21 protein-coding genes are annotated in these 24,854 nt (G+C 39.2%); 11 read left to right on the top strand and 10 right to left on the bottom strand.

Annotated elements, in window-relative coordinates:
- The first annotated feature begins 136 nt into the window (after positions 1 to 136).
- Positions 137 to 1,795 carry a glutamine--tRNA ligase gene (gene glnS, locus PTRA_RS08715; protein ID WP_058373483.1) on the top strand — a complete coding sequence of 553 codons (1,659 nt, stop codon included), beginning with the start codon at positions 137 to 139 and terminating at the stop codon, positions 1,793 to 1,795.
- Positions 1,796 to 1,912: 117 nt separating this feature from the next.
- Here the strand turns inward: glnS and fur are convergent, their stop codons facing one another.
- From fur to PTRA_RS08690, 5 genes are all read right to left on the bottom strand, one after another.
- On the bottom strand, positions 1,913 to 2,356 hold the full coding sequence (gene fur / locus PTRA_RS08710; protein ID WP_011328319.1) for a ferric iron uptake transcriptional regulator: 444 nt from the start codon (positions 2,354 to 2,356) through the stop codon (positions 1,913 to 1,915).
- A gap of 196 nt (positions 2,357 to 2,552) precedes the next feature.
- Positions 2,553 to 3,080: a flavodoxin FldA gene (gene fldA / locus PTRA_RS08705; protein ID WP_058373482.1), complete on the bottom strand. Its 528-nt coding sequence runs from the start codon at positions 3,078 to 3,080 to the stop codon at positions 2,553 to 2,555.
- Between the two features lie 12 nt (positions 3,081 to 3,092).
- A complete protein-coding gene (gene ybfE / locus PTRA_RS08700; protein WP_011328316.1) occupies positions 3,093 to 3,371 on the bottom strand; it encodes a LexA regulated protein in 279 nt (92 codons plus the stop codon).
- Positions 3,372 to 3,373: 2 nt separating this feature from the next.
- Entirely contained in the window at positions 3,374 to 3,595 is a 222-nt protein-coding gene (locus PTRA_RS08695; RefSeq protein WP_011328315.1) for a DUF2788 domain-containing protein, read from the bottom strand.
- Positions 3,596 to 3,690: 95 nt separating this feature from the next.
- Complete coding sequence (locus PTRA_RS08690; RefSeq protein ID WP_058373481.1) at positions 3,691 to 4,458, bottom strand: alpha/beta fold hydrolase; 768 nt, start codon at positions 4,456 to 4,458, stop codon at positions 3,691 to 3,693.
- 263 nt (positions 4,459 to 4,721) lie between these two features.
- Here PTRA_RS08690 and seqA point away from each other — a divergent pair, with 263 nt between their 5' ends.
- The 6 genes from seqA (at position 4,722) to PTRA_RS08660 (ending at position 12,147) form a co-directional block, all read left to right on the top strand.
- Positions 4,722 to 5,315 (top strand): replication initiation negative regulator SeqA, encoded by a 594-nt coding sequence (seqA, locus tag PTRA_RS08685; protein ID WP_058373480.1) that lies wholly within the window; start codon positions 4,722 to 4,724, stop codon positions 5,313 to 5,315.
- Between the two features lie 9 nt (positions 5,316 to 5,324).
- The gene (pgm, locus tag PTRA_RS08680; protein WP_058373479.1) at positions 5,325 to 6,962 is read left to right on the top strand and encodes a phosphoglucomutase (alpha-D-glucose-1,6-bisphosphate-dependent); all 1,638 of its coding nucleotides are present in this window, start codon (positions 5,325 to 5,327) and stop codon (positions 6,960 to 6,962) included.
- Positions 6,963 to 7,052: 90 nt separating this feature from the next.
- Entirely contained in the window at positions 7,053 to 8,108 is a 1,056-nt protein-coding gene (astE, locus tag PTRA_RS08675) for a succinylglutamate desuccinylase (RefSeq protein ID WP_058373478.1), read from the top strand.
- 264 nt (positions 8,109 to 8,372) lie between these two features.
- Complete coding sequence (locus PTRA_RS08670; RefSeq protein ID WP_058373477.1) at positions 8,373 to 9,587, top strand: thiamine pyrophosphate-dependent dehydrogenase E1 component subunit alpha; 1,215 nt, start codon at positions 8,373 to 8,375, stop codon at positions 9,585 to 9,587.
- The gene (locus tag PTRA_RS08665) at positions 9,587 to 10,564 is read left to right on the top strand and encodes an alpha-ketoacid dehydrogenase subunit beta (protein ID WP_058373476.1); all 978 of its coding nucleotides are present in this window, start codon (positions 9,587 to 9,589) and stop codon (positions 10,562 to 10,564) included. The genes PTRA_RS08670 and PTRA_RS08665 overlap by 1 nt, the downstream gene beginning before the upstream one ends.
- An 8-nt stretch (positions 10,565 to 10,572) precedes the next feature.
- Positions 10,573 to 12,147, top strand: coding sequence for a dihydrolipoyllysine-residue acetyltransferase (locus PTRA_RS08660; RefSeq protein ID WP_058373475.1), 1,575 nt, complete (start codon positions 10,573 to 10,575; stop codon positions 12,145 to 12,147).
- A gap of 76 nt (positions 12,148 to 12,223) precedes the next feature.
- Here PTRA_RS08660 and PTRA_RS08655 read toward each other — a convergent pair whose 3' ends face one another.
- Positions 12,224 to 13,396 (bottom strand): putative manganese transporter, encoded by a 1,173-nt coding sequence (locus PTRA_RS08655; protein WP_058373474.1) that lies wholly within the window; start codon positions 13,394 to 13,396, stop codon positions 12,224 to 12,226.
- Positions 13,397 to 13,517: 121 nt separating this feature from the next.
- Entirely contained in the window at positions 13,518 to 15,143 is a 1,626-nt protein-coding gene (locus PTRA_RS08650; protein WP_058373473.1) for a M28 family metallopeptidase, read from the bottom strand.
- Positions 15,144 to 15,259: 116 nt separating this feature from the next.
- Between PTRA_RS08650 and PTRA_RS08645 the strand changes: the two genes are divergently transcribed.
- The 4 genes from PTRA_RS08645 (at position 15,260) to PTRA_RS08630 (ending at position 21,345) form a co-directional block, all read left to right on the top strand.
- Positions 15,260 to 16,072: a DUF3025 domain-containing protein gene (locus tag PTRA_RS08645; protein ID WP_058373472.1), complete on the top strand. Its 813-nt coding sequence runs from the start codon at positions 15,260 to 15,262 to the stop codon at positions 16,070 to 16,072.
- Positions 16,069 to 16,857, top strand: a complete 789-nt coding sequence (locus PTRA_RS08640) for an ABC transporter ATP-binding protein (protein ID WP_058373471.1) — start codon at positions 16,069 to 16,071, stop codon at positions 16,855 to 16,857. The genes PTRA_RS08645 and PTRA_RS08640 overlap by 4 nt, the downstream gene beginning before the upstream one ends.
- Positions 16,850 to 18,058, top strand: a complete 1,209-nt coding sequence (locus PTRA_RS08635; protein ID WP_058373470.1) for an ABC transporter permease — start codon at positions 16,850 to 16,852, stop codon at positions 18,056 to 18,058. Before PTRA_RS08640 ends, PTRA_RS08635 begins: the two co-directional genes overlap by 8 nt.
- 227 nt (positions 18,059 to 18,285) lie before the next feature.
- Positions 18,286 to 21,345 (top strand): ATP-binding protein, encoded by a 3,060-nt coding sequence (locus PTRA_RS08630; RefSeq protein WP_058373469.1) that lies wholly within the window; start codon positions 18,286 to 18,288, stop codon positions 21,343 to 21,345.
- A gap of 119 nt (positions 21,346 to 21,464) precedes the next feature.
- Here PTRA_RS08630 and PTRA_RS08625 read toward each other — a convergent pair whose 3' ends face one another.
- From PTRA_RS08625 to PTRA_RS08615, 3 genes are all read right to left on the bottom strand, one after another.
- The gene (locus tag PTRA_RS08625) at positions 21,465 to 23,189 is read right to left on the bottom strand and encodes a proline--tRNA ligase (protein ID WP_058373468.1); all 1,725 of its coding nucleotides are present in this window, start codon (positions 23,187 to 23,189) and stop codon (positions 21,465 to 21,467) included.
- A gap of 94 nt (positions 23,190 to 23,283) precedes the next feature.
- A complete protein-coding gene (gene tsaA / locus PTRA_RS08620) occupies positions 23,284 to 23,988 on the bottom strand; it encodes a tRNA (N6-threonylcarbamoyladenosine(37)-N6)-methyltransferase TrmO (protein ID WP_058373467.1) in 705 nt (234 codons plus the stop codon).
- Positions 23,989 to 24,191: 203 nt separating this feature from the next.
- Positions 24,192 to 24,761 (bottom strand): outer membrane beta-barrel protein, encoded by a 570-nt coding sequence (locus tag PTRA_RS08615; RefSeq protein WP_058373466.1) that lies wholly within the window; start codon positions 24,759 to 24,761, stop codon positions 24,192 to 24,194.
- Positions 24,762 to 24,854: the final 93 nt, after the last annotated feature.

The following is a 24,854-nucleotide window of genomic DNA, read 5'->3' as shown; positions in this document are numbered from 1 at the left end:
CATTAACTGACTGGTTACTGAATTAAAGTTAACCAAGATCTAAAATAAACCTTAATCTATTGCTGTATGTTAGTGTATGTTTTTGTAATAATGCAGTAGTTTTGTTATCACGCACTATTTTGAGGATCATACTCCTATGGCGGAAATCGAGAATCGCCCAAGTAATTTTATTAGAACCCGCATTGACCAAGATTTAGCAAGTGGAAAGCATGCGTCTACGCATACTCGTTTTCCACCTGAACCAAATGGTTTTTTACACATTGGCCATGCAAAATCAATTTGTTTAAATTTTGGCATCGCAAAAGACTATAACGGTTTATGTAACTTACGCTTTGACGATACAAACCCAGAAAAAGAAGATATTAACTACGTTAATTCAATTAAAGAAGACGTGCAGTGGTTAGGCTTTAATTGGGATGGCGAAATTAAATATTCGTCTAATTATTTCGATGTATTATACGATTATGCAGTTGAGCTAATAAACAAAGGCTTAGCGTATGTGTGCTTTTTAACGGCAGATCAAGCCCGTGAATACCGTGGCACATTAAAAGAGCCAGGTAAAAACAGCCCATACCGCGATACACCGAGTGATGAGAACCTCGCGTTATTTGAAAAAATGCGTAATGGTGAGTTTAAAGAAGGCGAATGTGTACTGCGCGCTAAAATTGATATGGCAAGCTCATTTATGGTGCTTCGCGATCCTATTATTTATCGTGTACGCTTTGCTCATCATCATCAAACTGCAGATAAGTGGTGCATTTACCCAATGTACGACTTTACTCACTGTATTTCTGATGCACTAGAAGGCATTACGCATTCATTGTGTACACTGGAGTTTCAAGATAACCGTCGTTTATACGACTGGGTACTTGATAACATCAGCCTTGAGTGTCACCCACAGCAAATTGAGTTTTCACGCTTAAACCTAGAGTACACTATTATGTCTAAGCGCAAGCTCAGTGACTTAGTAGTGAATAATCATGTAGAAGGGTGGGATGATCCACGTATGCCTACGATTGCAGGTTTACGTCGTCGTGGTTATACCCCAGCCTCAATTCGTGAGTTCTGTTTACGTATTGGTGTAACCAAACAAGAAAACATGGTTGAAATGGGCATGCTTGAAGCCTGTATTCGTGAAGATCTTAACGAAAATGCACCACGTGCAATGGCGGTACTTGATCCCGTTAAAATCGTTATTGAAAACTACGATGCTGATAAAGTAGAAACCTTATCTGTGGCTAATCACCCAAATAAAGAAGAAATGGGTCGTCGTGATGTACCATTTACACGTGAAATTTATATTGAACGTGAAGACTTTAAAGAAGAAGCTAATAACAAGTTCAAACGTTTAGTGCTTGATAAAGAAGTACGCTTACGTGGCGCTTATGTTATTAAAGCACAGCGTGTTGAAAAAGACGAAAACGGTGAAATTACCACTATTTACTGTACTTTTGATCCAGAAACACTAGGTAAAAATCCAAGTGATGGTCGTAAAGTTAAAGGGGTTATTCATTGGGTATCGGCAAGTGAAGCGATTACAGCAGAAGTACGTTTGTATGACCGCTTATTTAGCGTACCAAACCCAGCAGCAGCCGATGAGTTTGAAAGCACCTTAAATCCTGACTCATTAGTTATTTTAACTAATGCTAAGTTAGAGCCGTCGTTGGCTAATTCAGCAGCCGAGCAAGGTTTTCAGTTTGAACGTACTGGCTATTTTTCGCGAGATTCTAAAGCGAAAAACATAGTATTTAATCAAACAGTGGGTCTGCGCGACTCATGGTCAAAAACCCAGTAAAGGTTAACACTCCTATACTCATTATTATTGCTCTAGGGAGTGTTAGTAATGAGTACGGGGAATTTTACTGACAAAAAAACCTGCATTAAGCAGGTTTTTTTTGTTTATAATAAAAGCTTAACTTATATTATTAGCAAAATTTTTGCACGCTTCTTTGTCTTCGCATTCGCCATACAAATATAAAGAATGATTGGTTAACTTAATACCATTTCTTTCAGCAACTTCAAGTTGGCGACGTTCAATAACATCATCTTCAAACTCAACCACTTTACCACATTTTAAACATACTAAATGGTCATGGTGAGTGCTGGTTGCAAGTTCAAATACTGATTTACCACCTTCAAAATGGTGGCGAGTAACAATACCAGCGTCATCAAATTGATTAAGTACGCGATATACAGTTGCAAGACCGATTTCTTCACCCAAATCTAGAAGAATTTTATAAACATCCTCAGCACTAATATGCTGGTTATCAGGTGATTGTAAAATCTCTAAAATCTTAATTCGCGGTAAAGTAACCTTTAAACCGGCTTTTTTTAATTCCAAATTATGATCAGTCATTAAATCTGTCTCAATTTTGTTTGGTTATACTAGACACCTTGCAAGGATGTACACGAATAGATGTACACGACACATCAACCGGTAAGGGTAACGTGCCTAGCTACTAAGTGCAAAGGTCAAAGCTAATAAATACCGATAAAAGCGCATTTACTAATATATTGCTACTAATTTAAGCAAAAACCAAGAAAAAATAAAGTTAATCAGCAAGTTCGCTTAAACACATTTCTTCATAAACTTGCGCAGACCAGGCTTTAACACGCTGCTCAGTGAGTTCTGGTTGACGGTCTTCATCGATGCCTAAACCAACAAAATGTTTGTCATCAGCAATACCTTTAGATGCTTCAAAGTTATAGCTTTCACTTGGCCAATGACCAACCACAATAGCACCACGTTCAGTAACTATATCGTTAACCATGCCCATTGCATCTAAAAAGTACTCTGCGTAGTCTTCTTGGTCACCACAACCAAAAATAGCAACCAGCTTACCTTCAAAGTCTACTTCTTCAAGCTCAGGAAAAAAATCATCCCAATCACATTGCGCTTCGCCATAATACCAAGTAGGAATACCAAATAAGATTAAATCAAATTCAGCAATCTCTTCTTTAGAGCTTTTTGCAATATCATGTACAGCTACGAGCTTTTTACCCAATTCTTTTTGGATCATTTTTGCTACGTGTTCTGTATTACCTGTGTCACTTCCGAAAAAAATGCCTACACTTGCCATGGATTAAACCTTTTATCTATCAATAGCCAATCTTTCTTGTAAAATTGTTTCAATCAACACACTGCGGCTAATATTTTGTGCATCTGCCATATCACTAAGTGCCTGATATAACTGTGAAGAAACTTTAAATTCAACACGCTTTAAACCACGTGCTTTATCTCTTTTTATTTGATTACGTTTATTAACCTTTAACTGCATATCCCGTGGAAGGGGATTGGTTTTAGGTCTGCCTGGGCGTTTTTCGTATTCAAATAAATCGAGCGTTGTTCTATCTGTTTCTGACTTGGCCATGCTTAACCTACACCTGCGCCTTGCCAAAATACTTGAATAAGCCCTTTAGCAATAAAGCCAGAACACCCTAAAAAAAGTACAGCCCAAACAATGTAACGACCAAACTTGGGTACATTGCCGCTTTTTAGTACGTCTTTAATTGCCATACCGATAAATATAAAAATACCGGCTAAGCCAAAATACAACCCTAAGGTATCAAATTCGTTAATTAACTGACTGACCATCAACGTGTAACCTTTAAATTAAACGGCGCATACTATAGCATATAAATATACGACTTTTTAGTGCGCAAAATCAAAAACAAGCGATTAAAATGAGTTTAAATCGCAGTTAAAAAGTCATTTATTGCTTTATTCACTGCTAACGGCTTTTGCGCATGCAACCAATGGCCAGCACCGTGAATTATTTTTGCACTGGCATTACTAAAGCGCGCATTAATAGCCGCTCTGTGCTCAGCTAATATATAGTCAGAATCATTGCCTTTAATAAATAGAGTGTCGCACAAACAAGAATTGTTTTCATTAACATTGTCGGTAATTATAGAATAATTTTTATCAAGACTCGATAAATTAAACCGCCATGCAAAATTGCCTTCATCGTTTTTAGCTAAACTTTTTAATAAAAACTGACGCACACCCAGCTCGTCTATAAAAGGCTGCATAATTGCATCGGCATGCTTCCTATCTGTAATAGACTCGTTTGCAACCGCTTTAAGTGCTTGAATAATTTTAGTGTGACGAGCAGGGTAACTAACAGGTGCTATATCAAGTACGATTAATTTATTAACGTGCTCTGGATGGGTTAATGCCAATTCCATTGCTACTTTCCCGCCCATAGAGTGGCCTATAATGTGCGCTTTATCTATGTTCAAATGCGTTAATAATTCAATAATATCTTGGGCCATTGCCGCATAAGTCATTGTATCGCTATGGGGCGATTTGCCATGGTTACGTAAATCGACATTGGTTACGGTATAAAATTCACTAAGGGGTTTTGCGATCACGTTTAAGTTCTCTAATGATCCAAAAAGCCCATGAATTAAAATAACATGTGGGCCTTGCCCTTGTTGCTTATAATTTAACTGCATATTAGCCTCAGTGTAAAATTCGCCATAGTGTGACGAGCATTTGCTTAAAAAGCAAAAAATACAGTCACAAAATATAATATTGGGCTGCTGCCTGCTTTATCAACAATATTTAGCTATTTAATCGTGCTAGATAGTAATTTAAATAGCGTACATAAGTAATTTAAAATATATGTTTACAGCGGGGTTTGTTGTAACTCGCATTTCTAACTGGTTTGGGTATAATCACACGGAAAGAAAAATGTGGCCGTAATGACAGGAAGAACATGAAACAAATCGACATAGACGACGAGTTATATCAGTATATTGCCAGCAATACGCAAAGTATTGGTGAGAGCGCATCCACTATTTTACGTCGTTTATTAAATCTGAGCGGCGAAAAAATTCAGACCGCAAACGTAGAGCTTAATCAAAATAATCAAACAACAACTACCTTGCCTAAAATTACCCCTGTAGCAGAGCAAACACCTGCGCCTGCTGCTAAGCCAAGTACAGTAGCTGAGAAATCAGTGCAGCAAAAAAATGCGAATGTATTTAATGTATTAAATAAAGAAGAGTTGGCAATGCAGAAGGGCGTTGTGGGTCGGTTTTTATTTATTTTAAGTGCATTTTACCGTACCCATAAAACTGACTTTCGCGCCGTATTAGATATAAAAGGCCGTGATCGCGTTTACTTTGCTACTAGCAAAGAAGACTTAGTTAATAGTGGTAGCAGTATGAACCCTAAAAACATCACCGACAGTGAGTACTGGGTAATGACAAATTCTAACACTACACGTAAAAAAATGATGCTTCATGAAGTTGCTTTGTGTTTAGGTTATAGCACAGAACAAGCTGAAAAAATTCGCGACTACCTGTAAGGAAATACTATGGCTATTCATCCAGGTGCGGGCAAACCAGCTCCACAATCGGTATTAATAAATGTACCTAAATTAGTCTCTGCGTATTATTTAAATGAGCCAGACCTTGAGCAGAATCCAGAGCATTGCGTTGCATTTGGTACATCAGGGCATCGTGGTTGCTCATACGATGTTAAATTTAACGAATCGCACATACTCTCTATTACTCAAGCTATTTGTGACTACAGAAAACAAAACGATATTTTTGGCCCGTTATTTTTAGGAAAAGACACCCACGCTTTAAGTGAAGCGGCTTTTAATTCGGCAATAGAAGTATTAGTAGCCAACGAAGTGCAAGTGATCACCCAAGAAGATGGTGACTTTACTCCAACACCGGTAATTAGCCACGCTATTGTAAGTTACAACAAGCTGCACCCAAATGAATTAGCCGACGGCATTGTGGTTACGCCTTCGCATAACCCACCAGAGGATGGCGGGTTTAAATACAACCCACCCGATGGCGGGCCTGCCGATACCGACGTAACTAAATGGATTGAAGACAGAGCAAACCAACTACTATTAGAAGACTTAGTTGAAGTGGAATTATTTCCGTTTGCTAAAGCCTCGCGCTCAGGGTTTATTAAATACCAAGACTTAATGACCCCGTATATTAATGATCTAGAAAATATTGTTAATTTAAAAGCGATTAGCGAAGCGGGTATTAAAATTGGTGTTGATCCGTTGGGCGGCTCAGGCATAAATTTTTGGCCGGTTATTGCTAAAAAATATAATTTAGACATTAGCGTTGTAAATGATGTTGTTGATCCTCGTTTTGCATTTATGCCACTTGATAAAGATGGCAAAATTCGTATGGATTGCTCATCACCTTATTCAATGGCCAACCTTATTGCGCTTAAAGACGATTTTGATATTGCCATTGGTAATGATCCAGATTACGACCGCCATGGCATAGTAACGCCAGATGGTTTAATGAACCCTAATCACTTTTTAGCCGTAGCGATTGATTATTTACTTAAAAATCGTGACTGGAACGCAAACGTGCAAATTGGTAAAACGTTAGTTTCCAGCTCAATGATCGACAAAGTTACTGAGCGCAATGAGCGTAAAGTAAAAGAAGTACCGGTTGGCTTTAAATGGTTTGTTGAAGGGTTAAATAAAGGCAAGTTAGCCTTTGGCGGCGAAGAAAGTGCCGGCGCCGCATTTTTACGTTTTGACGGCAGTGTTTGGTGTACCGACAAAGATGGCTTTATTATGGGCTTATTAGCGGCCGAAATACTTGCTGTTACCGGTAAAACACCATCTGCCCTTTATAAAGAGTTAGAGCAAGAATTTGGCTCGCCGCTTTATAAACGTATAGACGCACCGGCTACAAGCACGCAAAAATCGCGTTTAAAAGCCCTTAGTGCCGACGACGTTAAAGCCGATACACTCGCAGGTGAACCTATTTTACAAAAGCTAACCCATGCGCCTGGTAATAATGCGCCAATTGGTGGTTTAAAAGTAGTTACCGAAAGTGGTTGGTTTGCAGCGCGTCCATCGGGTACCGAAGACATATACAAAATTTACCTTGAATCGTTTAAAGGTGAAGCGCATTTAGCACTACTTGAAAAAGAAGCTAAAAAGCTAGTAGACTCAGTTATTAGCTAATATCGCTTATATTACTTAAAAACGGCTGATTTAATCAGCCGTTTTTGTTTTTAATTGCATAATTTAATTTTACAAAGGGCTTTTATCCATATGTCAGCCACTATCCCAGATTACATCGAAGAATTAAAACAAACGGGCGACTTTTTAACGCTAAGCCGTAATAACGAATGGCACTTAGCCGCAGGGGAGTTCACTCTTAATAATGGCACCGTAGTTACTATTCATGATACCGGTGTTATAGAGTTTCAACCGGCGACTGTTTCAAGCAAAGACGTAGTGTACTCAAGTGCAGTGCACGGAAACGAAACCGCGCCAATCGAAATATGCGACGAATTAATTAAACAAATTATCGCCGGTGAGCTGCTCCTAAAACAGCGCGCTTTATTTATTTTCGGTAATCCGCAATCAATTAATATTGGCCTGCGTTTTGTAGAAGAAAACCTAAATAGATTATTTAACGGTCACCATACAGTTGAAGGTGTACCAATGAATAATGAGCGTACCCGCGCTGCAAAGCTTGAACAATATGTAAGTGACTTTTTTAGCCGAGGCGAGCAGGGTAGCAGCCGCTGCCATTATGATTTACATACTGCAATTCGTGGCTCTAAAAACGAAAAATTTGCAGTGTACCCCTATTTACATGGTAAACCGTGGAAAAAGTCGCAATTACAGTTTTTATTAAGTTGTGGGGTAAATACCGTATTAATGATGAAATCTCCAGCAACCACTTTTAGTTATTATTCATCATTTGTGCATGGCGCCGATTCGTTTACGGTGGAGCTTGGCCAAGTTAAGCCCTTTGGTGAGAATGACATGAGCCGTTTTGCAAAAACCAAAAAAACACTCACTGCATTAATTAGCCAAGATAATGTTGATTATCCAGAATTTAATGCAGATGAATTTGAGCTGTTTACAGTACATCGCACTATAAATAGAACGCAAAATGAATTTAGTTTTCCATTTTCAGATCAGGCCGAAAACTTCACAGGTTTTGCTAAGGGTGAGTTGTTAGCTACTGATGGCGATACACCTTACTACGCCGATGTGCAAGGAGAGGCGATTATTTTCCCTAACGCTAACGTGGCTATTGGACAGCGAGCGCTACTCACTGTTGTGCCAATGGCGATAGACAGTAACTTTATTTAAAGTAGCTGATCAGACCACTTGTTGTAATAAGTTAACTATATGATTAATAAATAGTAAAATATCTGTATAGTTAACTTGCCATTTTTATACTCACTATTTAGTTTTGTTTCGTCACAGACTTGTTGAATAACACTTTACGTTAACGTAAAGTGTCGGCAGCTTTAATTAAAGACAGTGCAGATGTTGCAAAGTTTATTCGCAGCAATCAACCCACAATAATAATTTAATGGGCACTGTTTTATCGACAACAAAAGAAGGTAGGTTATGAGTAATCCAAATAACGTATCGCTGAATATTAACCATAAGCTTGAGTTTATCGATGGCAATGCGTTAACTATTCCAACCCTTAGTATTTTAACTGAGGACGGCGAGATTCATACAGGTGCAACCGCACCCGACATTTCAAAACATACCGCAATTAAATTATACGAAACTATGCGCTTTATACGTTTGTTAGATGAGCGTATGCAAGGTGCACAGCGCCAAGGCCGCATTAGCTTTTATATGCAATGTTTAGGTGAAGAAGCTGCAGTAACAGCTTCTGCAGCCGCGCTTGATCAAAATGATATGATTATGGCCCAGTACCGTGAACAAGCGGCGCTTCATTATCGTGGCTTTACGCTTGATCAGTTTATGAACCAAATGTTTTCTAATGAACTGGATTTAGGCAAAGGCCGACAAATGCCGATTCATTATGGTTCTAAAGCATTAAACTATATGACCATATCATCGCCATTAGGAACACAAATTCCACAAGCGACTGGCTACGCCTATGGTCAAAAAATTAAACATATAGATGCTAAAACAGGTGAGCTTGCCAGTACTATAGATAACATCACTATTTGTTATTTTGGTGAAGGCGCAGCGTCTGAAGGAGACTTTCATGCCGGTGTAAATATGGCCGCAGTGCATCAAGCGCCGGTAATATTTTTTGCACGTAATAATGGTTATGCTATTTCGACCCCTGCAGATGAGCAGTTTAAAGGTGACGGCATTGCTTCTCGTGGCGTTGGTTATGGTATTAAAACAATTCGTGTTGATGGCACAGATGCCCTTGCAGTGTATGCGGCAACTAAAAAAGCCCGTGAAATTGCAGTGAGCACAGGCGAGCCAATTTTAATTGAATCGATTGCTTATCGCTTAGGTGCGCATTCGACCTCAGACGATCCAAGTGGTTATCGCTCTAAAGATGAAGAAGCTAATCATCAAGTATGTCCAATCGACAAGTTTAGAAAATGGCTAATTAAGCAAGATTGGCTAAATGAAGCCGACGATGTAAAAGCTAAAGAATCAATTCGTGAAGAGATTTTAGCTGCGTTAAAACGTGCAGAAGTAGTAGCAAAGCCAGCTTTAGAAGAATTAATATCAGATGTTTACGATACCCCAATTCCATCATTGCAACGGCAGTATGAGCAACTAAAAGCGCATATAAAACTGCATCCAGATGCCTACCCAGTTACAGCAGGGAGAATTAAGTAATGGCTAAAATGAACATGTTACATGCAATTAACTCTGCACTTGACATTACGATGGCAGAGCATCCACAAGCCTGTATTTTTGGCGAAGATGTGGGTTACTTTGGTGGTGTATTTAGAGCAACCTCAGGCTTACAAGAGAAGTACGGTAAACACCGTGTATTTAATACCCCGCTTACAGAGCAAGGTATTTTAGGTTTTGCTAATGGTTTAGCGGCTTTTGGCGCTCCAGCGCTGGCAGAAATTCAGTTTGCAGATTATATATTTCCGGCCTTTGACCAAATAGTCAATGAATCAGCTAAATTTCGCTACCGCAGTGGTAATGAGTTTAATGTGGGTAATTTAACTATTCGTACACCTTACGGCGGCGGAATTGCAGGGGGCTTGTACCACTCACAATCACCCGAGGCTTACTTTGCACATACACCAGGCTTAAAAGTTATTGTGCCGCGCAACCCGTACCAAGCAAAAGGCTTATTACGCGCGGCAATCAAAGATGACAACCCGGTATTGTTTTTTGAACCAAAACGCTTATACCGCGCATCAATTGGCGAAGTGCCAGAAGAAGATTACACCATTGAGCTTGGAAAAGCCGAGGTAGTACAGCAAGGTACAGACGTGACCTTACTTGCGTGGGGCGCGCAAATGGAAATAATAGAAGACGCCGCCAAACAAGCAAGTGAACAAGGCATTAGCTGTGAAGTAATTGATTTACGCAGTATTTTACCATGGGATGTAGAGGCAATTGCAAAGTCGGTAACTAAAACCGGACGCTTGATTGTTAGCCACGAAGCGCCAATTACTAATGGCTTTGGCGCAGAAATAGCGGCAACCATTGGTCAAGAATGTTTCCTACATTTAGAATCGCCAATTATGCGCGTGTGTGGCTTAGATACGCCGTATCCGTTGGCGCTTGAAAAAGAATATGTACCGGATGCATTAAAAGTATTGGCCGCAATTAAACAATCAATGGATTTTTAGGGGATACCATGGCTAAAGATTTTATATTACCCGATATTGGTGAAGGCATTGTTGAATGCGAAGTTGTTGAATGGCTTGTAGCAGAAGGTGACACTGTGGCTGAAGATCAGCCTATTTGTGATGTAATGACAGACAAGGCATTAGTGCAAATACCAGCTGTACATGATGGTGTTATTACCAAGCTTTATTATCAAAAAGGTGAAATTGCCAAGGTTCATGGGCCATTATTTGCTATGAATGTAAGTGGTGAAGCAGCTGGCGAAGAAGCAGATGCTACACCTGAAAAAGCAACTCAAGCGGTTGCCAGTAATAATAGCAGCGAGCACTTAGAAGACTTTATTTTGCCAGATATAGGCGAAGGTATTGTTGAGTGTGAAATTGTTGACTGGTTAGTGGCCGAAGGTGAAGAAATAGTTGAGGATCAAGCAGTTTGTGATGTAATGACAGACAAAGCCTTGGTACAAATACCGGCAAAATATACCGGTGTTGTAAAAAAACTGTATTATCAAAAAGGTGAAATAGCCAAAGTGCACAGCCCGTTATTCCAAATGGCGGTAGCAGGGCAAGCAGCTAAAGCCGATGCTGATATAAATCAAGCAGTGGTAAAAGCACAAACTAATGCAGCAGATAAACCAGCGGCTATTAAAGCTGAGCAAACAACTAAAATTGTGAATAAAAAAGCAGTTGCATCGCCAGCAGTTCGTCGTAAAGCACGCGAACTTGATGTTGATTTAACCTGTGTACCGGGCAGTGGTAAAAATGGCCGTATTTATAAACAAGACATCGAAGAGTTTGTAAAAGGCGAAGTGCCTAACACTATTGATACTTCACCATTGCACAGTGGCAATGAGCAAAAAACATCAGTTACACACTCAGGTGGTACACGTGTAGAGCCAATTAAAGGCATAAAAGCGGCAATGGCTAAGCAAATGGTGGCGTCGGTTTCGACCATTCCACACTTTACCTTTAGTGATGAAGTAGATTTAACTGAGCTTATTGCGCTTCGCTCTCGTTTAAAAGAGCAGTATAAAGCACAAGGTATTAAACTAACCATGATGCCGTTTTTTGTTAAAGCATTATCGCTGGCCATGAAAGAGTACCCAGTACTTAATTCAAAAGTAAATGATGAGTGCAGCGAGCTGACATATTATAACGATCATAATATTGGGATTGCAGTTGACTCAAAAATAGGTTTATTAGTGCCTAATATTAAATCGTGTCAGAGCAAAAGTATTGTAGAAGTTGCTAACGACTTAACCCGTTTAACCGACTCAGCGCGAGAAGGTCGCGTTGCGCCAGATGATTTGAAAGGCGGTACTATTAGTATTTCAAATATTGGCGCAATTGGCGGCACTATTGCGACGCCTATTATTAATAAACCAGAAGTGGCTATTGTTGCTTTGGGTAAACTACAGCATTTACCGCGTTTTGATGAAAACGGCCAAGTGGTAAGCAAAGCTATAATGCAGGTGAGTTGGTCTGGGGATCATCGCGTGATTGATGGCGGCACTATTGCCCGTTTTAATAACCTTTGGAAATCGTATTTAGAAAACCCATCGGTAATGATGATGGCGATGAGCTAAACATACACGCTTATAGTTAATAAAAAACCAGCTTCGGCTGGTTTTTTGTCACCTGTATTAAAAAAGTATTATTTACTCACCAAAAATACAAACCATAACCCACGGCTAAAGCCGGTATTGCAGTATAAAAAGTTGCAATGATCGCAGCTTTTGGCGCCATTGCTATGGCTGGGAACAGCGCATCGCCATCGTTAGAAATAGCATTCGCAGCTAAAGCACTAAATGGAATAATACCTTGAATATACAAAGTGGTAACAATTATTTGTGGCCCACAACCGGGCAAAAAACCGATTAATACCGCTATAAGTGGCGCTAAATACGCATAGTGTAAAAACCACGCTTTTAAATCAAGTCCTACCACATTTACTAATATTTCAAATAACATAAATGACGCCACTACCCACGCAGTTACAAAATGAGTGTCTTGTAATACCTTGGTAGTATTAGAGGGAGGATTACGCTTACATGCTTCATCTTCTGCGGTGACTTCCTTATAGCTCTCTCCTTTAGACGAATACGCCCAAATACTGACAATAAACAGCGCCATTGCAGCGCCAAAAAAGCTAATAATGGTAGGTATTTCAGTATCCCACTTGTTAAAATCAACATTAAATGCGATTAACAAAGCAATAATTAAGCTTGGAATAATAGCAACCATCCATACCGGCTTAGATATTTTTATAATAGCTGTTGGTAGCTGTATAACTTGTTGTTTACGCTGTTGTGGGAGTGCTCGTAAAAAGTCTTTTTTATGAATAGCGTTTACTATCAACCCGCTTAAAGTTCCTACAACCAAGCCAATACCCATAATAATTACCCCTTCGGTAGGGCGAGTAGCAAGTAGTAAAAATGCCGCATCACCCATTGTTGCAGCTAAAACCGCGACAATGGCGCCAAAACTGGCTTGGCCTTTTGTAAATTGGGTAACAACAATAATGGCACCACCACAGCCTGGTAATGCACCGAGTACAGATGCAAAAGCAACTTCTAAAATAGGCGATTTAGCACTTAAATAACTAAGCTCTAATTGTGATAAGCGCGCTATAGCGTAGTAGTAAATTAGTAAAGTAGCTGCTACAAAAACACTGACCTGAAAAAACGCGTCACTGAGGGCTGTAATAGTAATAGTACGTAAATTAGGCAGGGCTAAACACACTAATATAAATAGTGGTAATAATAAACGTTTGTTTTGACTCATAAAGCGTTTTGAATTGGCTGTTATAAATCCACTATGTGAGAGTAATTGCATAAAGTGCGGCCTAGTAAGTAACTAAGCTACACTGTACATTGCACCCAAATGATAATCAATATCATTTGGGTGCAATTGTACCAATTACTCTGTTTGAGTTTTTCGATTAGATAAGATTAAATTACTTACGTTGGAACTCTGAGTTAGTGTTCCACGTTGGCCACTGCTCTTGCTCAGAAATATTAAAACCTACTTTATAAAATAATTGTAGGTCTTGCACCGCGCCCGATAAATCCCATTCATCACGGTAGCGATCACATGGTTGATGATAACAACCACGCAGCACTAAGCTCATACGCTTACGGTAGTTTGCAGTTTCTTCGTCAAAGGCTTGCGTGCCACCACCTGCGTACATGGCTGGAATGCCCATGTTTGCAAAAGCAAAGTGATCAGAGCGATAGTAACCACCCGAAGAAGGATTAGGATCGCCAGATATTGTTCTGCCTTGTTCAAGCGCAACCGTTGTTAATAAATCATCCATTTGTGATTTACCAATACCTACCACGCTAATATCTTTTACTTTGCCTAATAAATTTAAGCTGTCCATATTAATGTTAGCAACGGTTTTATTGGCAGCAATAACAGGGTTAGCTGCATAATATTTTGAGCCTAATAAGCCTTGTTCTTCAGCGGTTACCGCTAAAAAGGTTATTGAACGGCTAGGGTGCTTAGGTAATTTAGTAAAGGCTTCAGCCACTTCAATTAAACCAGCCGTACCGGTTGCATTATCGTGCGCGCCATTAAAAATTTGATCCCCTTTGCGGTTTTTATCAGTGCCTAAGTGATCCCAATGTGCAGAATAAATAACATGTTCATCTGGTTTTTCACTGCCTGGTAAAGTGGCAATAAAGTTATACGAGATAGACTTTTTAATGGTGTTTTTTATCTTTATAGAGGCAGTTAAATCGCCCATGTCAACGTGGTAAGCGCCTTTTGCAGCATTGGCCTTTAGTGTATCAAAATCAAGCCCTGCTTTATTAAACAGCTCTTTTGCTACGTCTGTTGTTACCCAGCCTTCAACGGCTACACGGTCCATATTGTTGTTTTCTTTTTGAAAACCAAACTGCTCACCGCTCCACGAGTTTTCAACAACCGACCAAGGGTATGAAGCAGGTGCAGTTTCGTGAATAATAATTGCGCCCGCAGCGCCTTGACGACTCGCTTCTTCGTATTTATAAGTCCAACGACCATAATAGGTCATGGCATCGCCGGTGAATAAATCAGGGTTTTTAGTTGCAAAGCCCGGATCGTTTACCAGCATTACTACCGTTTTGCCTTTAACATCTAAGCCTTCGTAATCGTTCCAGTTATACTCTGGTGCATTAACACCGTAACCAACAAATACAAGCTCAGAGTTTTCAATTGCTTGGTTTTCGCTAATGCGACTACTGCCCATTACCATGTCTGTTTTGTATTGATAGTCTTTACCACCAATTTTTAATACCATGTCTGAGTCCGCTTCAAGCGAAACCAGCGGCACCTCTTGTAAAAAGCTGTTGCCATTACCTGGCTTTAAACCCAAAGCTTTAAATTGTGCAGTTAGGTAATCAAGCGTTAGCTTTTCGCCTGGCGATGAAGGGGCACGGCCACCAAACTCATCCGATGCTAACACTTTTACATGCTTAGCAATTTCATCAGCTTGAATACTGTTGTAGCCCTTAGTTACATCATCTGAGGTAATACTGGTTGTAGCGCAGCCTGCTAATACGGCAGCAGTGATAAGGGTAAGAGAGAAATAACGTTTCATATTGGCTCTATTTTTGTTTTAAGATAACCCAGTATATGAAGTTCTATTAATTAGAACCAGTTTTTGCGGTAAACTGTTACAAAATTTAAGGTATACACTAGTAAGTACACATAATAATGAAGCGTTTTACTCCCCCAGAAGAATTTCAGCCAAGCTGCTTACAAAGCGGCGCTTTTGAGCATTTGCGTACGTTGTTTAATATACATGAGCTAAAAAAATGGCCTCTGCCTAGCTGGTTTAGCCCACACTTAAACGCAATTAATGCCAATAACTTGGCCATTAGCTTTGTCGATGATGCAAAAATAGACTTTGCTGAGCGTTATTACGAGCAAGTTATTTTTGAAACAGGGCAGGTGCCTACGCGTGCTGAAAATTGGCACGACTTATTTGGTGGCTTTATTTGGTGTTTATTTCCTAAAACCAAAGCGCTCATTAATCAACGCCACGTAGCAGATATTGCAGTACATGGCACAAAAAAGCGTACCAAACATCGCAATGCACTAACCTTGTTTGACGAATGCGGTGTTGTATTGGCTATTAGCAATACCCAATGGCAACAGTGGCTGCGCGATCATCAATGGAAAACAGCGTTTGTTGAGCATAAAGCGCAGTGGGGAAAAACCATCAAGCCATTTATGTTTGGCCATGCAAATTACGAAATGTTAACTAAACCCTATATTGGCTTAACGGGTAAAGCGTTGTTTGTAACTGTGCCCGATGAAATATTTTGTAAAGATTTAGTTACCCAATACCAGTACCTAGATCAAAGACTTTATGAGATGATAAAAACTGATCAGTGTTTAGCCGACAATAAACTCCTTTCACCTTTACCACTACTAGGTGTTCCGGGGTGGCATGAGGACAACACCGACGACACTTTTTATAATAATACGGATTACTTTAGAGAAAAACGAAGGATACGAACATGATAGAAGTTATTGGCCTTAAAAAGAAATTTAAGCTAACTAAAGATCATAAAAAAAACAAAGTAGATGAAATAGACCCGCGCGAAGATAAAGATTATTTTCATTCAGTTAGAAATGTTAGCTTTCGTTGTGCAAAAGGCGAAGTACTTGGACTGTTAGGACCAAATGGCGCAGGTAAAACCACCACGTTAAGAATGATTTCTACCGCTTTAAAACCCGATGCAGGCAGTATTACCATTGCCGGTAACGACATAATAAAAAAGCCATTACTGGGGCGTAAATCAATTGGGTTTTTATCGGGTTCAACCGGCTTATACGGGCGTTTAACCGTAAAAGAAAACATCGAATACTTTGCAAAACTCCATGGCATGAGCAAAAAAGATATTGCAACCCGCTGCGAAGAGCTATTTACCTTGCTCGATATGCACAAATTTATAGATAAGCGTGCCGAAAACCTCTCAACCGGAATGAAACAAAAAGCCAATATTGCCCGTGCAGTAGTGCATTATCCTGCTGTAGTGGTTTTAGATGAGCCAACGACCGGGTTAGATATTATGACCACACAAACGGTAATTAACTTTATAAAAGGTTTAAAAGCGCAAGGCACACCGGTTATTTTTTCAACGCACCACCTCGATGAAGTTGCTTTACTGTGCGACCGCGTAGCAGTGATTAACGAAGGCGTAAGCTGTTTTGATGGCACTGTAGAAGAATTTAAACAAACAGGTAACAGTGAAGAACTTAACCAAGCGTTTATGAACATATTAACGGAGAAACGTGATGTTTGAAGTATTTAAAAAGGAATTAAGAGAGTTACTACGCGATAAAAAAACGCTCATATTTGTAGTGGCTGTGCCAGTTGCAGTGTTCCCACTTATTTTTGCCGTTGTTGCCTTTATTAGCGCACAAGCAGCTATGGATGCAGAACAAAAAGTAAATACCTACGCTATTGTAAACGGCGACTATGCGCCAGAGTTTACCGACAAAGTGTTTTACCATAAAAGTTTTGAGCAGTATAAAGGCACTAAAACCTTTAATAGTGTTGCCCAGCTTAAAGCCGCAGTGATTGCTGGCGATATTGATATGGGCATTTATTTACCAAGCAATGCACAGCAAACGTTAAATAATGCACAGCAAAGTAAATGGCAGGTAGTGTTTAACGACGCTAAGTCTATTAACTTTTTGTTTCAGCGGGTGAAAGAGCTAGCGCAAGAATACAGCGATGCGTTACAAGTGCAAAAGCTGCTTAGTTTTGGCATTGACGAAGCAACGCAAAAAGCAATACTTGAACCAATTGAAGTTGTAAAAGTAGATACCGCCGATAAACGTGAAAACTTAGGTGAAAAAATAGGCGGTTTTTTACCGTACTTATTAGTGCCTTTAGTATTAATGGGAGCAACTTACCCAGCCATTGACTTAGGGGCAGGCGAAAAAGAACGTGGCACCCTAGAGACATTATTGTTAACACCTATCACTCGTACGCAACTTGTTTTAGGTAAGTTTATTACCCTTTTAACTACTTCGATTGCCTCTACAACCATTACTGTGCTGAGTATGGGAATATGGATAGCCTTGGCGATTACTTTTGCGGATCTTGAATTTATTAAAGTTGCATTTAGTAGCTTAGCCGTTTCTGATTTATTAATGATTTTTGTATTACTGTTACCACTGGCGGCTATATTTTCTGCGTTAGCGTTAGCTATTTCAATATATGCACGTACCTTTAAAGAAGCGCAAAACTACATGACACCGTTATCTATGGGCGTTATTTTTCCGGTAATAATTGCTTTAATGCCAAATGTGGAACTGACTGTTAAAACAGCGTTTATTCCTGTTACTAATGTAGCGTTAGCAATTAAAGAAATAGTTAAAGGCACAGTAGATTACACGCTAATAGGGCTAATATTTTTAGCTACAGCTATTATTGCCGGTATTTTATTAGCTTTTTGCGTTAAATGGTTTAACCGCGAAGATGTGCTATTTAGATAGTAAATAGACAAAGGTTTAAGTTTTGAAGGCAGCACTCGCTGCCTTTTTTCATTTTTAAAAAATATTAATAGCGTTTAGTTTATTTCATTAAGAGCAATGGTAGTGGTAGAATGCACGTCATAATTTGGCACTCTTTATTGCAAATAAAAGAGGTAAGTAATTAATTTTGAGGTTTATTGTTTCTCAATCTAGACTACTTATAAGTACAATAGTGTAGGTAATAGTAAATGTTAAAACGAAATTTTTTATCTAGAGTTGCAAAAAGTAATAAGCTAATACTTTTTGCCGTAATGATTTTTATAATCATTGCGTTGCCTTCAATGTATATATTTGAGCAAAAAGTAAGAAGTGAAATTTATCACACGGCGCAAATAGAGCTAAAACGCGAACTCGAAACTAAAACAGTATCGTTAAAAAAACACTTTACCGACAGCGTTAATGCCATTCGATTCTTAGACGCAACCCCACCTATAAAAGCAATATCACGTGTTAGTGAAAATCAATTGTCAGATCCAGCATCTGCAACGCCTATGGCTATTTGGAAAAATCGCTTAGCGAGTATATTTTCTGGCTTTATGCGCACCGACGAAAGCATATTACAAGCGCGTTATATAATGTTAGCAGAAGGCGGGCAAGAAGTCGTAAGGGTTGATCGTACCGAGCAAGGCAAAATTACCATACTCGAAGGCGAGCAATTACAACAAAAAGGCCAACGAGATTACGTTATTAAAACCAGTATGCTTGATGAGCACACTGTTTATATTTCGCCAATAAATTACAACCGTGAAAATGGTAAAATTCAGCAGCCTTATATCAGTACCTTTCGGGTAGCAAAACCCGTATTTGACAAAAACAAACAGGTTTCTGCGGTTTTAGTTACTAATTATTATGCAGAGCAACTATTTAAAAGCCTCACTTTTGAGTCTCCGCAAGGTACTGCAATTTACTTAATGAATAACCAAGGTGAGTTTTTGTATCATCCAAACCCTGAGCTGCGCTTTGGGTTTGAATTTAATAAAAGCAGAACCTGGGAGCAAGAGTCTGTTGGCGCGCAAAATATGGCCGCAGACAAAACGCTGCCGTTAAACAACTACCCACAACAATACACACTACAAAAGCGTATTTATTTTGGTAATGATATTGCCATGCTGCCCCTTGAGCTTGCCGTGAGTGTAGATACGCAAACATTATTAGCAAAAGTGAGCGAGAGACGCCAAAGCTTTATTACTACATTAGCTGTATTTTTTGGTGTGTTTTTAGCTATGACTATGCTGTATCAGCGTTTTATAAACCGAAAGTTACTTATTCACTCGTTAAAAGAGCAAAATAACAGAGTAATAGAAAACTCCTTAGATGCTATTTTTAGTATTTCAGAGTCGGGTAAAGTGGTGCAATTTAATAACACCGCTAAACAAGTGTTTGGCGATATATTAGAGAGTGATAACGTTAATTTTATTTCTTTATTTACTTTAAATGAAGAAGATGAGCAATGCATAAGAGAAACCATTAAAAATGGCTCTAAAATGCCCTTTGAAGCCATGCACACCGACAGTTCGGGCAATAAATACTACTACTCAATAACCCTAAGCAGTATTTATGATGTGTTTAATGAGCGTTATCAAGTTGCGGCTATTTTAAGAGACATAAGTTCGCTTAAAAACATTCAAGCTGAACTTGAGGGAGTTAATACCACTTTAGAGCTTAAAGTTTCGCAAAGAACCCGAGAGCTTGAACGCGCAATAGATGAAGCATTAGCAGCAAGCCAAGCTAAAAGTGACTTTGTAGCTAATATTTCTCACGAAATACGCACCCCTATGAACGGCGTATTAGGTATGCTAGAAATGCTTAAAGAAGATGGCTTATCAGAGCAACAGCATCATTATTTAAAGCTCGCCAATAGCAGTGCTAATTCTTTAATGAATTTAATTAATGATATTTTAGATTTTTCGAAAATAGAAGCGGGTAAGCTCGATATTGACAATCACAGCTTTGATGTTGTTACCGTGTGCAGCGATATGATTAACTCATTAGCGCTACAAGGGCAACGCAAAGGGCTTGAAGTATTTTTACACACCCACAATATTGTTGATCGTATGGTCGTAGGTGACAGCCATCGCCTTAAGCAAATTTTAATTAATTTGGTTAATAATGCTTTTAAGTTTACTCACAAAGGTGAAGTTAGCTTAACCATAGGCTCTAAATACATTACCGATACTAAATTACAGATGAGTTTTGCGGTTAAAGACACTGGAATTGGCATAGCAGCTGAAAATATAGATAAACTATTTGAAGTGTTTACCCAAGAAGATTCAAGCACCACACGCCATTTTGGCGGTACCGGCTTGGGTTTATCAATTTGTAAAAAGCTAGCGCAATTAATGGGCGGTAATATATCACTAACAAGCGAAAAAGGGGTAGGGAGCACCTTTACTGCAACTGTTGAGCTGCATGTAGCCCCCCAGAAAAAGCTAAATACTGGTATTGAGCTTGCAACCAGTATTGACGTTGCTGCGTTAATTGCACGCGATAATGTGTATAACAATGTGTGCGATTTATTACTGCAAACATGTAAAGTAGATAAAAGTAATATTGTTAGGTTAGATTACTTTAGTGAGCATGATGAGTTTAAAGCGGACTTATTAATTATTGACGACGACCATCCACAAGTTAATGCTCTGATTAGCTTTTGCAAACAGTACGATAAAAAATATGTACTAATTTTGCGTGATATGGTGATGAACAAACAATCGAAAAAAGTATTTCCTGATCATCTACATATTTTAAATAAACCGCTTACCCAAGATGAATTTAGCTACAAATTAGCGAGTTTATTTGGTGCCAGCAGTGAGTTTGTTATTACCCCACCAAAGAGCTTAATTGAAGAGCCTGTAGATGCTGATTTATCGACTTATCATGTGCTTTTAGTTGACGATAATATGATCAACATAGAAGTGGCTAAAGCGATTTTAAAGCACACTAAAGTTAAAATTACCTGTGCATCTGACGGTCTTGAAGCCTTAGAGGCGTTAAAGAGTAATAAACAGCAACCTTTTAACGTTATTTTAATGGATTGCCAAATGCCTAATTTAAATGGCTACGATACCACTAGCGAAATTAGAAACGCCAAAGCAGGAATAGAATATATTCATGTGCCTATCATTGCGATGACAGCAAGTGCGATGGAAGGCGACAGAGAGCGTTGTTTAGCTGCAGGTATGAACGACTACATTACCAAACCAATTAAGCCGCAAACGTTAAAAGACAAGCTTATTACGTGGTTGAGCTAATTAAAGCAAAATAGGCGGCTTTTAATAAGCCCCCTTTTTTAGCTGAAGTGACTATATTTTAGATATAAAAAAACCGCTTTAAAGCGGTTTTTTTATTTATAGTTAAGTGTATTTTATGCTTAACCTTTAACAGCTGCTTTAATTGCATCGATTGCTGTATCAATATCAATCATTAGCTTTTCACCAGTACGGCGGTTTTTAAGCTCAACTTTGTTTTCATCAAGGTTGCGCTCACCAATAACTAATGTAAATGGTACGCCAATTAATTCCATGTCGTTAAACATAACGCCAGGACGCTCTTTACGGTCATCAAATAATACATCAAGGCCAGCATCTTTTAAGCCTTGGTAAAGGTTGTTAGCAATATCTGGAATGCGATGCGACTTATGCATATTCATAGGCACAATTGCTAAATCAAACGGTGCAATTGGTTGTGGCCAAATAATACCGTATTGGTCGTTGTTTTGCTCGATTGCTGCAGCCACAATACGCGACACACCAATACCGTAACAACCCATAGTCATTATTTGGTTTTTACCTGATTCGTTTAATACACCAGCCTTCATTGCTTGTGAGTATTTAGTGCCAAGTTGGAAAATGTGGCCAACTTCAATACCACGTTTAATTTGTAAAGTGCCTTGGCCACATGGGCTTGCATCGCCTTCTACAATATTACGTATATCAGCAACTTCATAATCAGTTACATCACGATCCCAGTTAATGCCGCTGTAATGCTCATCGTCTTTATTAGCGCCGGCAACAAAGTCAGCTAGTATGTTAGCGCTTCTATCAATAATAATTGGCATAGACAGGCCAACCGGGCCTAATGAGCCTGGTTTTGCACCAATAGCAGCAACAATGTCAGCTTCATTAGCCATTTCAAGCGGAGAATCTACTAACGGGTGTTTTTCAGCTTTTAGTTCGTTAAGGTCATGATCGCCACGTAAAACTAGCGCAACTAAACCACGTACTCCGTTTTCATCAGGCGTAGCGTAAACGATTAATGTTTTAACACCGCGATGTGGTTTAACACCGTAGTGCTTTTTAAGCTCGTTAATTGTTTTAGCATCAGGCGTTGGAAACGCTTTAAGCTCTTTTGTTGCTGCTGGGCGAGGCTCGCTTGGTGCAAGTGCTTCTGCTTTTTCAATATTCGCTGCGTAGTCGCTGCCATCACTAAATGCAATAGCGTCTTCGCCAGATTCTGCAAGTACATGAAACTCATGCGACACGCTACCACCAATAGAACCCGTGTCGGCAATAACAGGGCGGTAGTCTAAGTTTAAACGCTCAAAAATATTACAATACGCTTTGTGCATTACTTGGTACGTTGCATCTAAACACTCATCACTTAAGTGAAATGAATAGGCATCTTTCATTGTAAATTCGCGGGCGCGCATTACACCAAAGCGCGGACGACGTTCGTCGCGCACTTTAGTTTGTATTTGGTATAAAGAAATTGGTAGCTGTTTATAGCTGCTAATTTCTTTACGCACAAAATCAGTGATCACTTCTTCGTGAGTTGGGCCAAGCGCAAAGGTACGATTATGACGATCGGTAAAACGCATAAGTTCAGGACCAAACTCATCCCAACGACCTGATTCTTCCCATAAATCTGCTGGTTGAATTACTGGCATCAGCATTTCAATAGCATTGGCTTTATTCATTTCTTCACGTACGATATTTTCTACTTTTCTAAGTACCCGTAACCCAGTGGGTAACCAAGTGTATAAACCCGAAGCGACACGACGGATCATACCGGCTCTAAGCATTAATTGATGCGATACAATTTCAGCATCCGAAGGCGTTTCTTTAAGTGTGGCGAGTATATATTGACTGGTACGCATGTTGTTTCCGAAATTAGAGTAATTATGTACATATTATAAGGGCTTCAGTCTACCAGCGGTTGCATTTACACTAAAGCGCTAAGTGATAAATTATTTAGGTATTTTCTATACTCGTAACTAAATTATGCGACTCATTAACTTGCCAGCAAATATTATAGTTATACAAAGTCATACCGTAGCTTTGTTGTCCGTCTTTTTGCTTTTTATAAGCAGGGCGAGGATCTTGCTTTAGCACATTACTTATAAACGCCTGTAAATCTGGGTATTGCGTTTGCTGCGCAATAAAATTAAGTACCTCAGGAGCAAATTCAACGCTCATGTGGGTTTCTGGGCGAGTGTCGGCAAACCCCGCACTGGCCTCTGGCATAGAGTCAGAATAGGGTAAGTAAGGTTTTATATCGATTATTGGTGTGCCATCGAGTAAATCTATTCCGGCGAGTAATAAGCTCAGTTGGCCATTTTTATACTCTATACCTTCTAGTTTTACCGCGCTCATACCAATGGCGTTAGGCCTAAAAGTGGCACGTGTGGCAAACACGCCTTTTCGCTCATTACCACCTAAGCGAGGAGGGCGTACCATCGCTGAATAGCCTTTATCTGCTGTTTCGTGGAAACGAAATAGCAGCCAAATATGGCTAAACTCATCGAGCCCGCGTACAAATTCTTCGCGATTAAAATCGGGGGAAAATATAAGCTTAGCTTTAGCTTGTGGCACTAAACGAGGTTGCCTAGGTATAGCAAACTTTTGTTTATAAGGAGATTCAATGTGGCCAATAGCCGAAATGGTGTAATCGCTCATAGTACTCGGGTACAAATAAAATAGAGCGCTATTCTACCCGTATTTAGCGTTTATGGCATTAATGTAAGTAAGTTTATTGCTTATAGACCATGCGGTTTAAAATTATTTATTAGACTGATTGGTTTATATTGATGTATTTAAAAAGAGCCTAAAACAAAAAAGGTAAGCGTAAGCTTACCTTTTATATACACGTTGAATATTAATTAAAACATGTACTGAACTGACACAGATGCTACATCCATATCTGGATCAATATCGCCATCAAGTTTATAGCGTTCGTACTCTAAACGAAATTGAACGTTGGTTGTAAGTGCATATTCAATACCTGCACCGTAAAACGCATCACCACCATCTGTAGAAGCTGAAACAGAACCTACTGGTAAATCTTGTGTGTATTCTGCATCCCACTCAAGCCAACCGCCTTTTGCATACACAGAAAAGCTCTCTGTTATTGGATAGCCCAAACGTGCGGCAAGCGATACGCCATCAATTTCAGCTTTGCTGTCCACATCACTTACTTCATCAAAGTTTTGATAAGCAAGCTCTAAGCTTAAATACTCGTTAAATTGTGCGCCAACATAACCTTTTAGCATTTGTGCATCGTCGTCAAAGTCAGTGTCTTTGTCACTGTCTTCAAATTCAAAAGAATATTGACCGTAACCAACACCCGTGTAGATACGTGGAGAATCGAAATCAGAAATATCAGCCTTAGCTGCAGTATTAAAACCCAGTGTTACTAAAGCAAGTGTAGAAAGAGAAAGTGTTTTAATCATGAATTAGCTCCTTTAATAATAAAAATCAAATACTTGAAAAAATAAAATGTAATTAAATCAAACGTCATCAAGGTAGTTGCAGTGAGCATGCCA

Source organism: Pseudoalteromonas translucida KMM 520, from assembly GCF_001465295.1.
Taxonomy (GTDB): Bacteria; Pseudomonadota; Gammaproteobacteria; order Enterobacterales; family Alteromonadaceae; genus Pseudoalteromonas; species Pseudoalteromonas translucida.
This window is presented reverse-complemented; position numbering and strand designations above follow the sequence as displayed.

Excerpts from the sequence above, each read along its gene's own strand:
- PTRA_RS08690 (WP_058373481.1), bottom strand. The coding sequence starts at position 4,458 with ATGCAGTTAAATTATAAGCAACAAGGGCAAGGCCCACATGTTATTTTA.
- PTRA_RS08655 (WP_058373474.1), bottom strand. The coding sequence starts at position 13,396 with ATGCAATTACTCTCACATAGTGGATTTATAACAGCCAATTCAAAACGC.
- PTRA_RS08650 (WP_058373473.1), bottom strand. The coding sequence starts at position 15,143 with ATGAAACGTTATTTCTCTCTTACCCTTATCACTGCTGCCGTATTAGCA.
- glnS (WP_058373483.1), top strand. The coding sequence starts at position 137 with ATGGCGGAAATCGAGAATCGCCCAAGTAATTTTATTAGAACCCGCATT.
- fldA (WP_058373482.1), bottom strand. The coding sequence starts at position 3,080 with ATGGCAAGTGTAGGCATTTTTTTCGGAAGTGACACAGGTAATACAGAA.
- fur (WP_011328319.1), bottom strand. The coding sequence starts at position 2,356 with ATGACTGATCATAATTTGGAATTAAAAAAAGCCGGTTTAAAGGTTACT.
- PTRA_RS08665 (WP_058373476.1), top strand. The coding sequence starts at position 9,587 with ATGGCTAAAATGAACATGTTACATGCAATTAACTCTGCACTTGACATT.
- astE (WP_058373478.1), top strand. The coding sequence starts at position 7,053 with ATGTCAGCCACTATCCCAGATTACATCGAAGAATTAAAACAAACGGGC.
- PTRA_RS08645 (WP_058373472.1), top strand. The coding sequence starts at position 15,260 with ATGAAGCGTTTTACTCCCCCAGAAGAATTTCAGCCAAGCTGCTTACAA.
- PTRA_RS08630 (WP_058373469.1), top strand. The coding sequence starts at position 18,286 with ATGTTAAAACGAAATTTTTTATCTAGAGTTGCAAAAAGTAATAAGCTA.
- tsaA (WP_058373467.1), bottom strand. The coding sequence starts at position 23,988 with ATGAGCGATTACACCATTTCGGCTATTGGCCACATTGAATCTCCTTAT.
- PTRA_RS08615 (WP_058373466.1), bottom strand. The coding sequence starts at position 24,761 with ATGATTAAAACACTTTCTCTTTCTACACTTGCTTTAGTAACACTGGGT.
- pgm (WP_058373479.1), top strand. The coding sequence starts at position 5,325 with ATGGCTATTCATCCAGGTGCGGGCAAACCAGCTCCACAATCGGTATTA.
- PTRA_RS08640 (WP_058373471.1), top strand. The coding sequence starts at position 16,069 with ATGATAGAAGTTATTGGCCTTAAAAAGAAATTTAAGCTAACTAAAGAT.
- PTRA_RS08695 (WP_011328315.1), bottom strand. The coding sequence starts at position 3,595 with ATGGTCAGTCAGTTAATTAACGAATTTGATACCTTAGGGTTGTATTTT.
- seqA (WP_058373480.1), top strand. The coding sequence starts at position 4,722 with ATGAAACAAATCGACATAGACGACGAGTTATATCAGTATATTGCCAGC.
- ybfE (WP_011328316.1), bottom strand. The coding sequence starts at position 3,371 with ATGGCCAAGTCAGAAACAGATAGAACAACGCTCGATTTATTTGAATAC.
- PTRA_RS08635 (WP_058373470.1), top strand. The coding sequence starts at position 16,850 with ATGTTTGAAGTATTTAAAAAGGAATTAAGAGAGTTACTACGCGATAAA.
- PTRA_RS08670 (WP_058373477.1), top strand. The coding sequence starts at position 8,373 with ATGAGTAATCCAAATAACGTATCGCTGAATATTAACCATAAGCTTGAG.
- PTRA_RS08660 (WP_058373475.1), top strand. The coding sequence starts at position 10,573 with ATGGCTAAAGATTTTATATTACCCGATATTGGTGAAGGCATTGTTGAA.
- PTRA_RS08625 (WP_058373468.1), bottom strand. The coding sequence starts at position 23,189 with ATGCGTACCAGTCAATATATACTCGCCACACTTAAAGAAACGCCTTCG.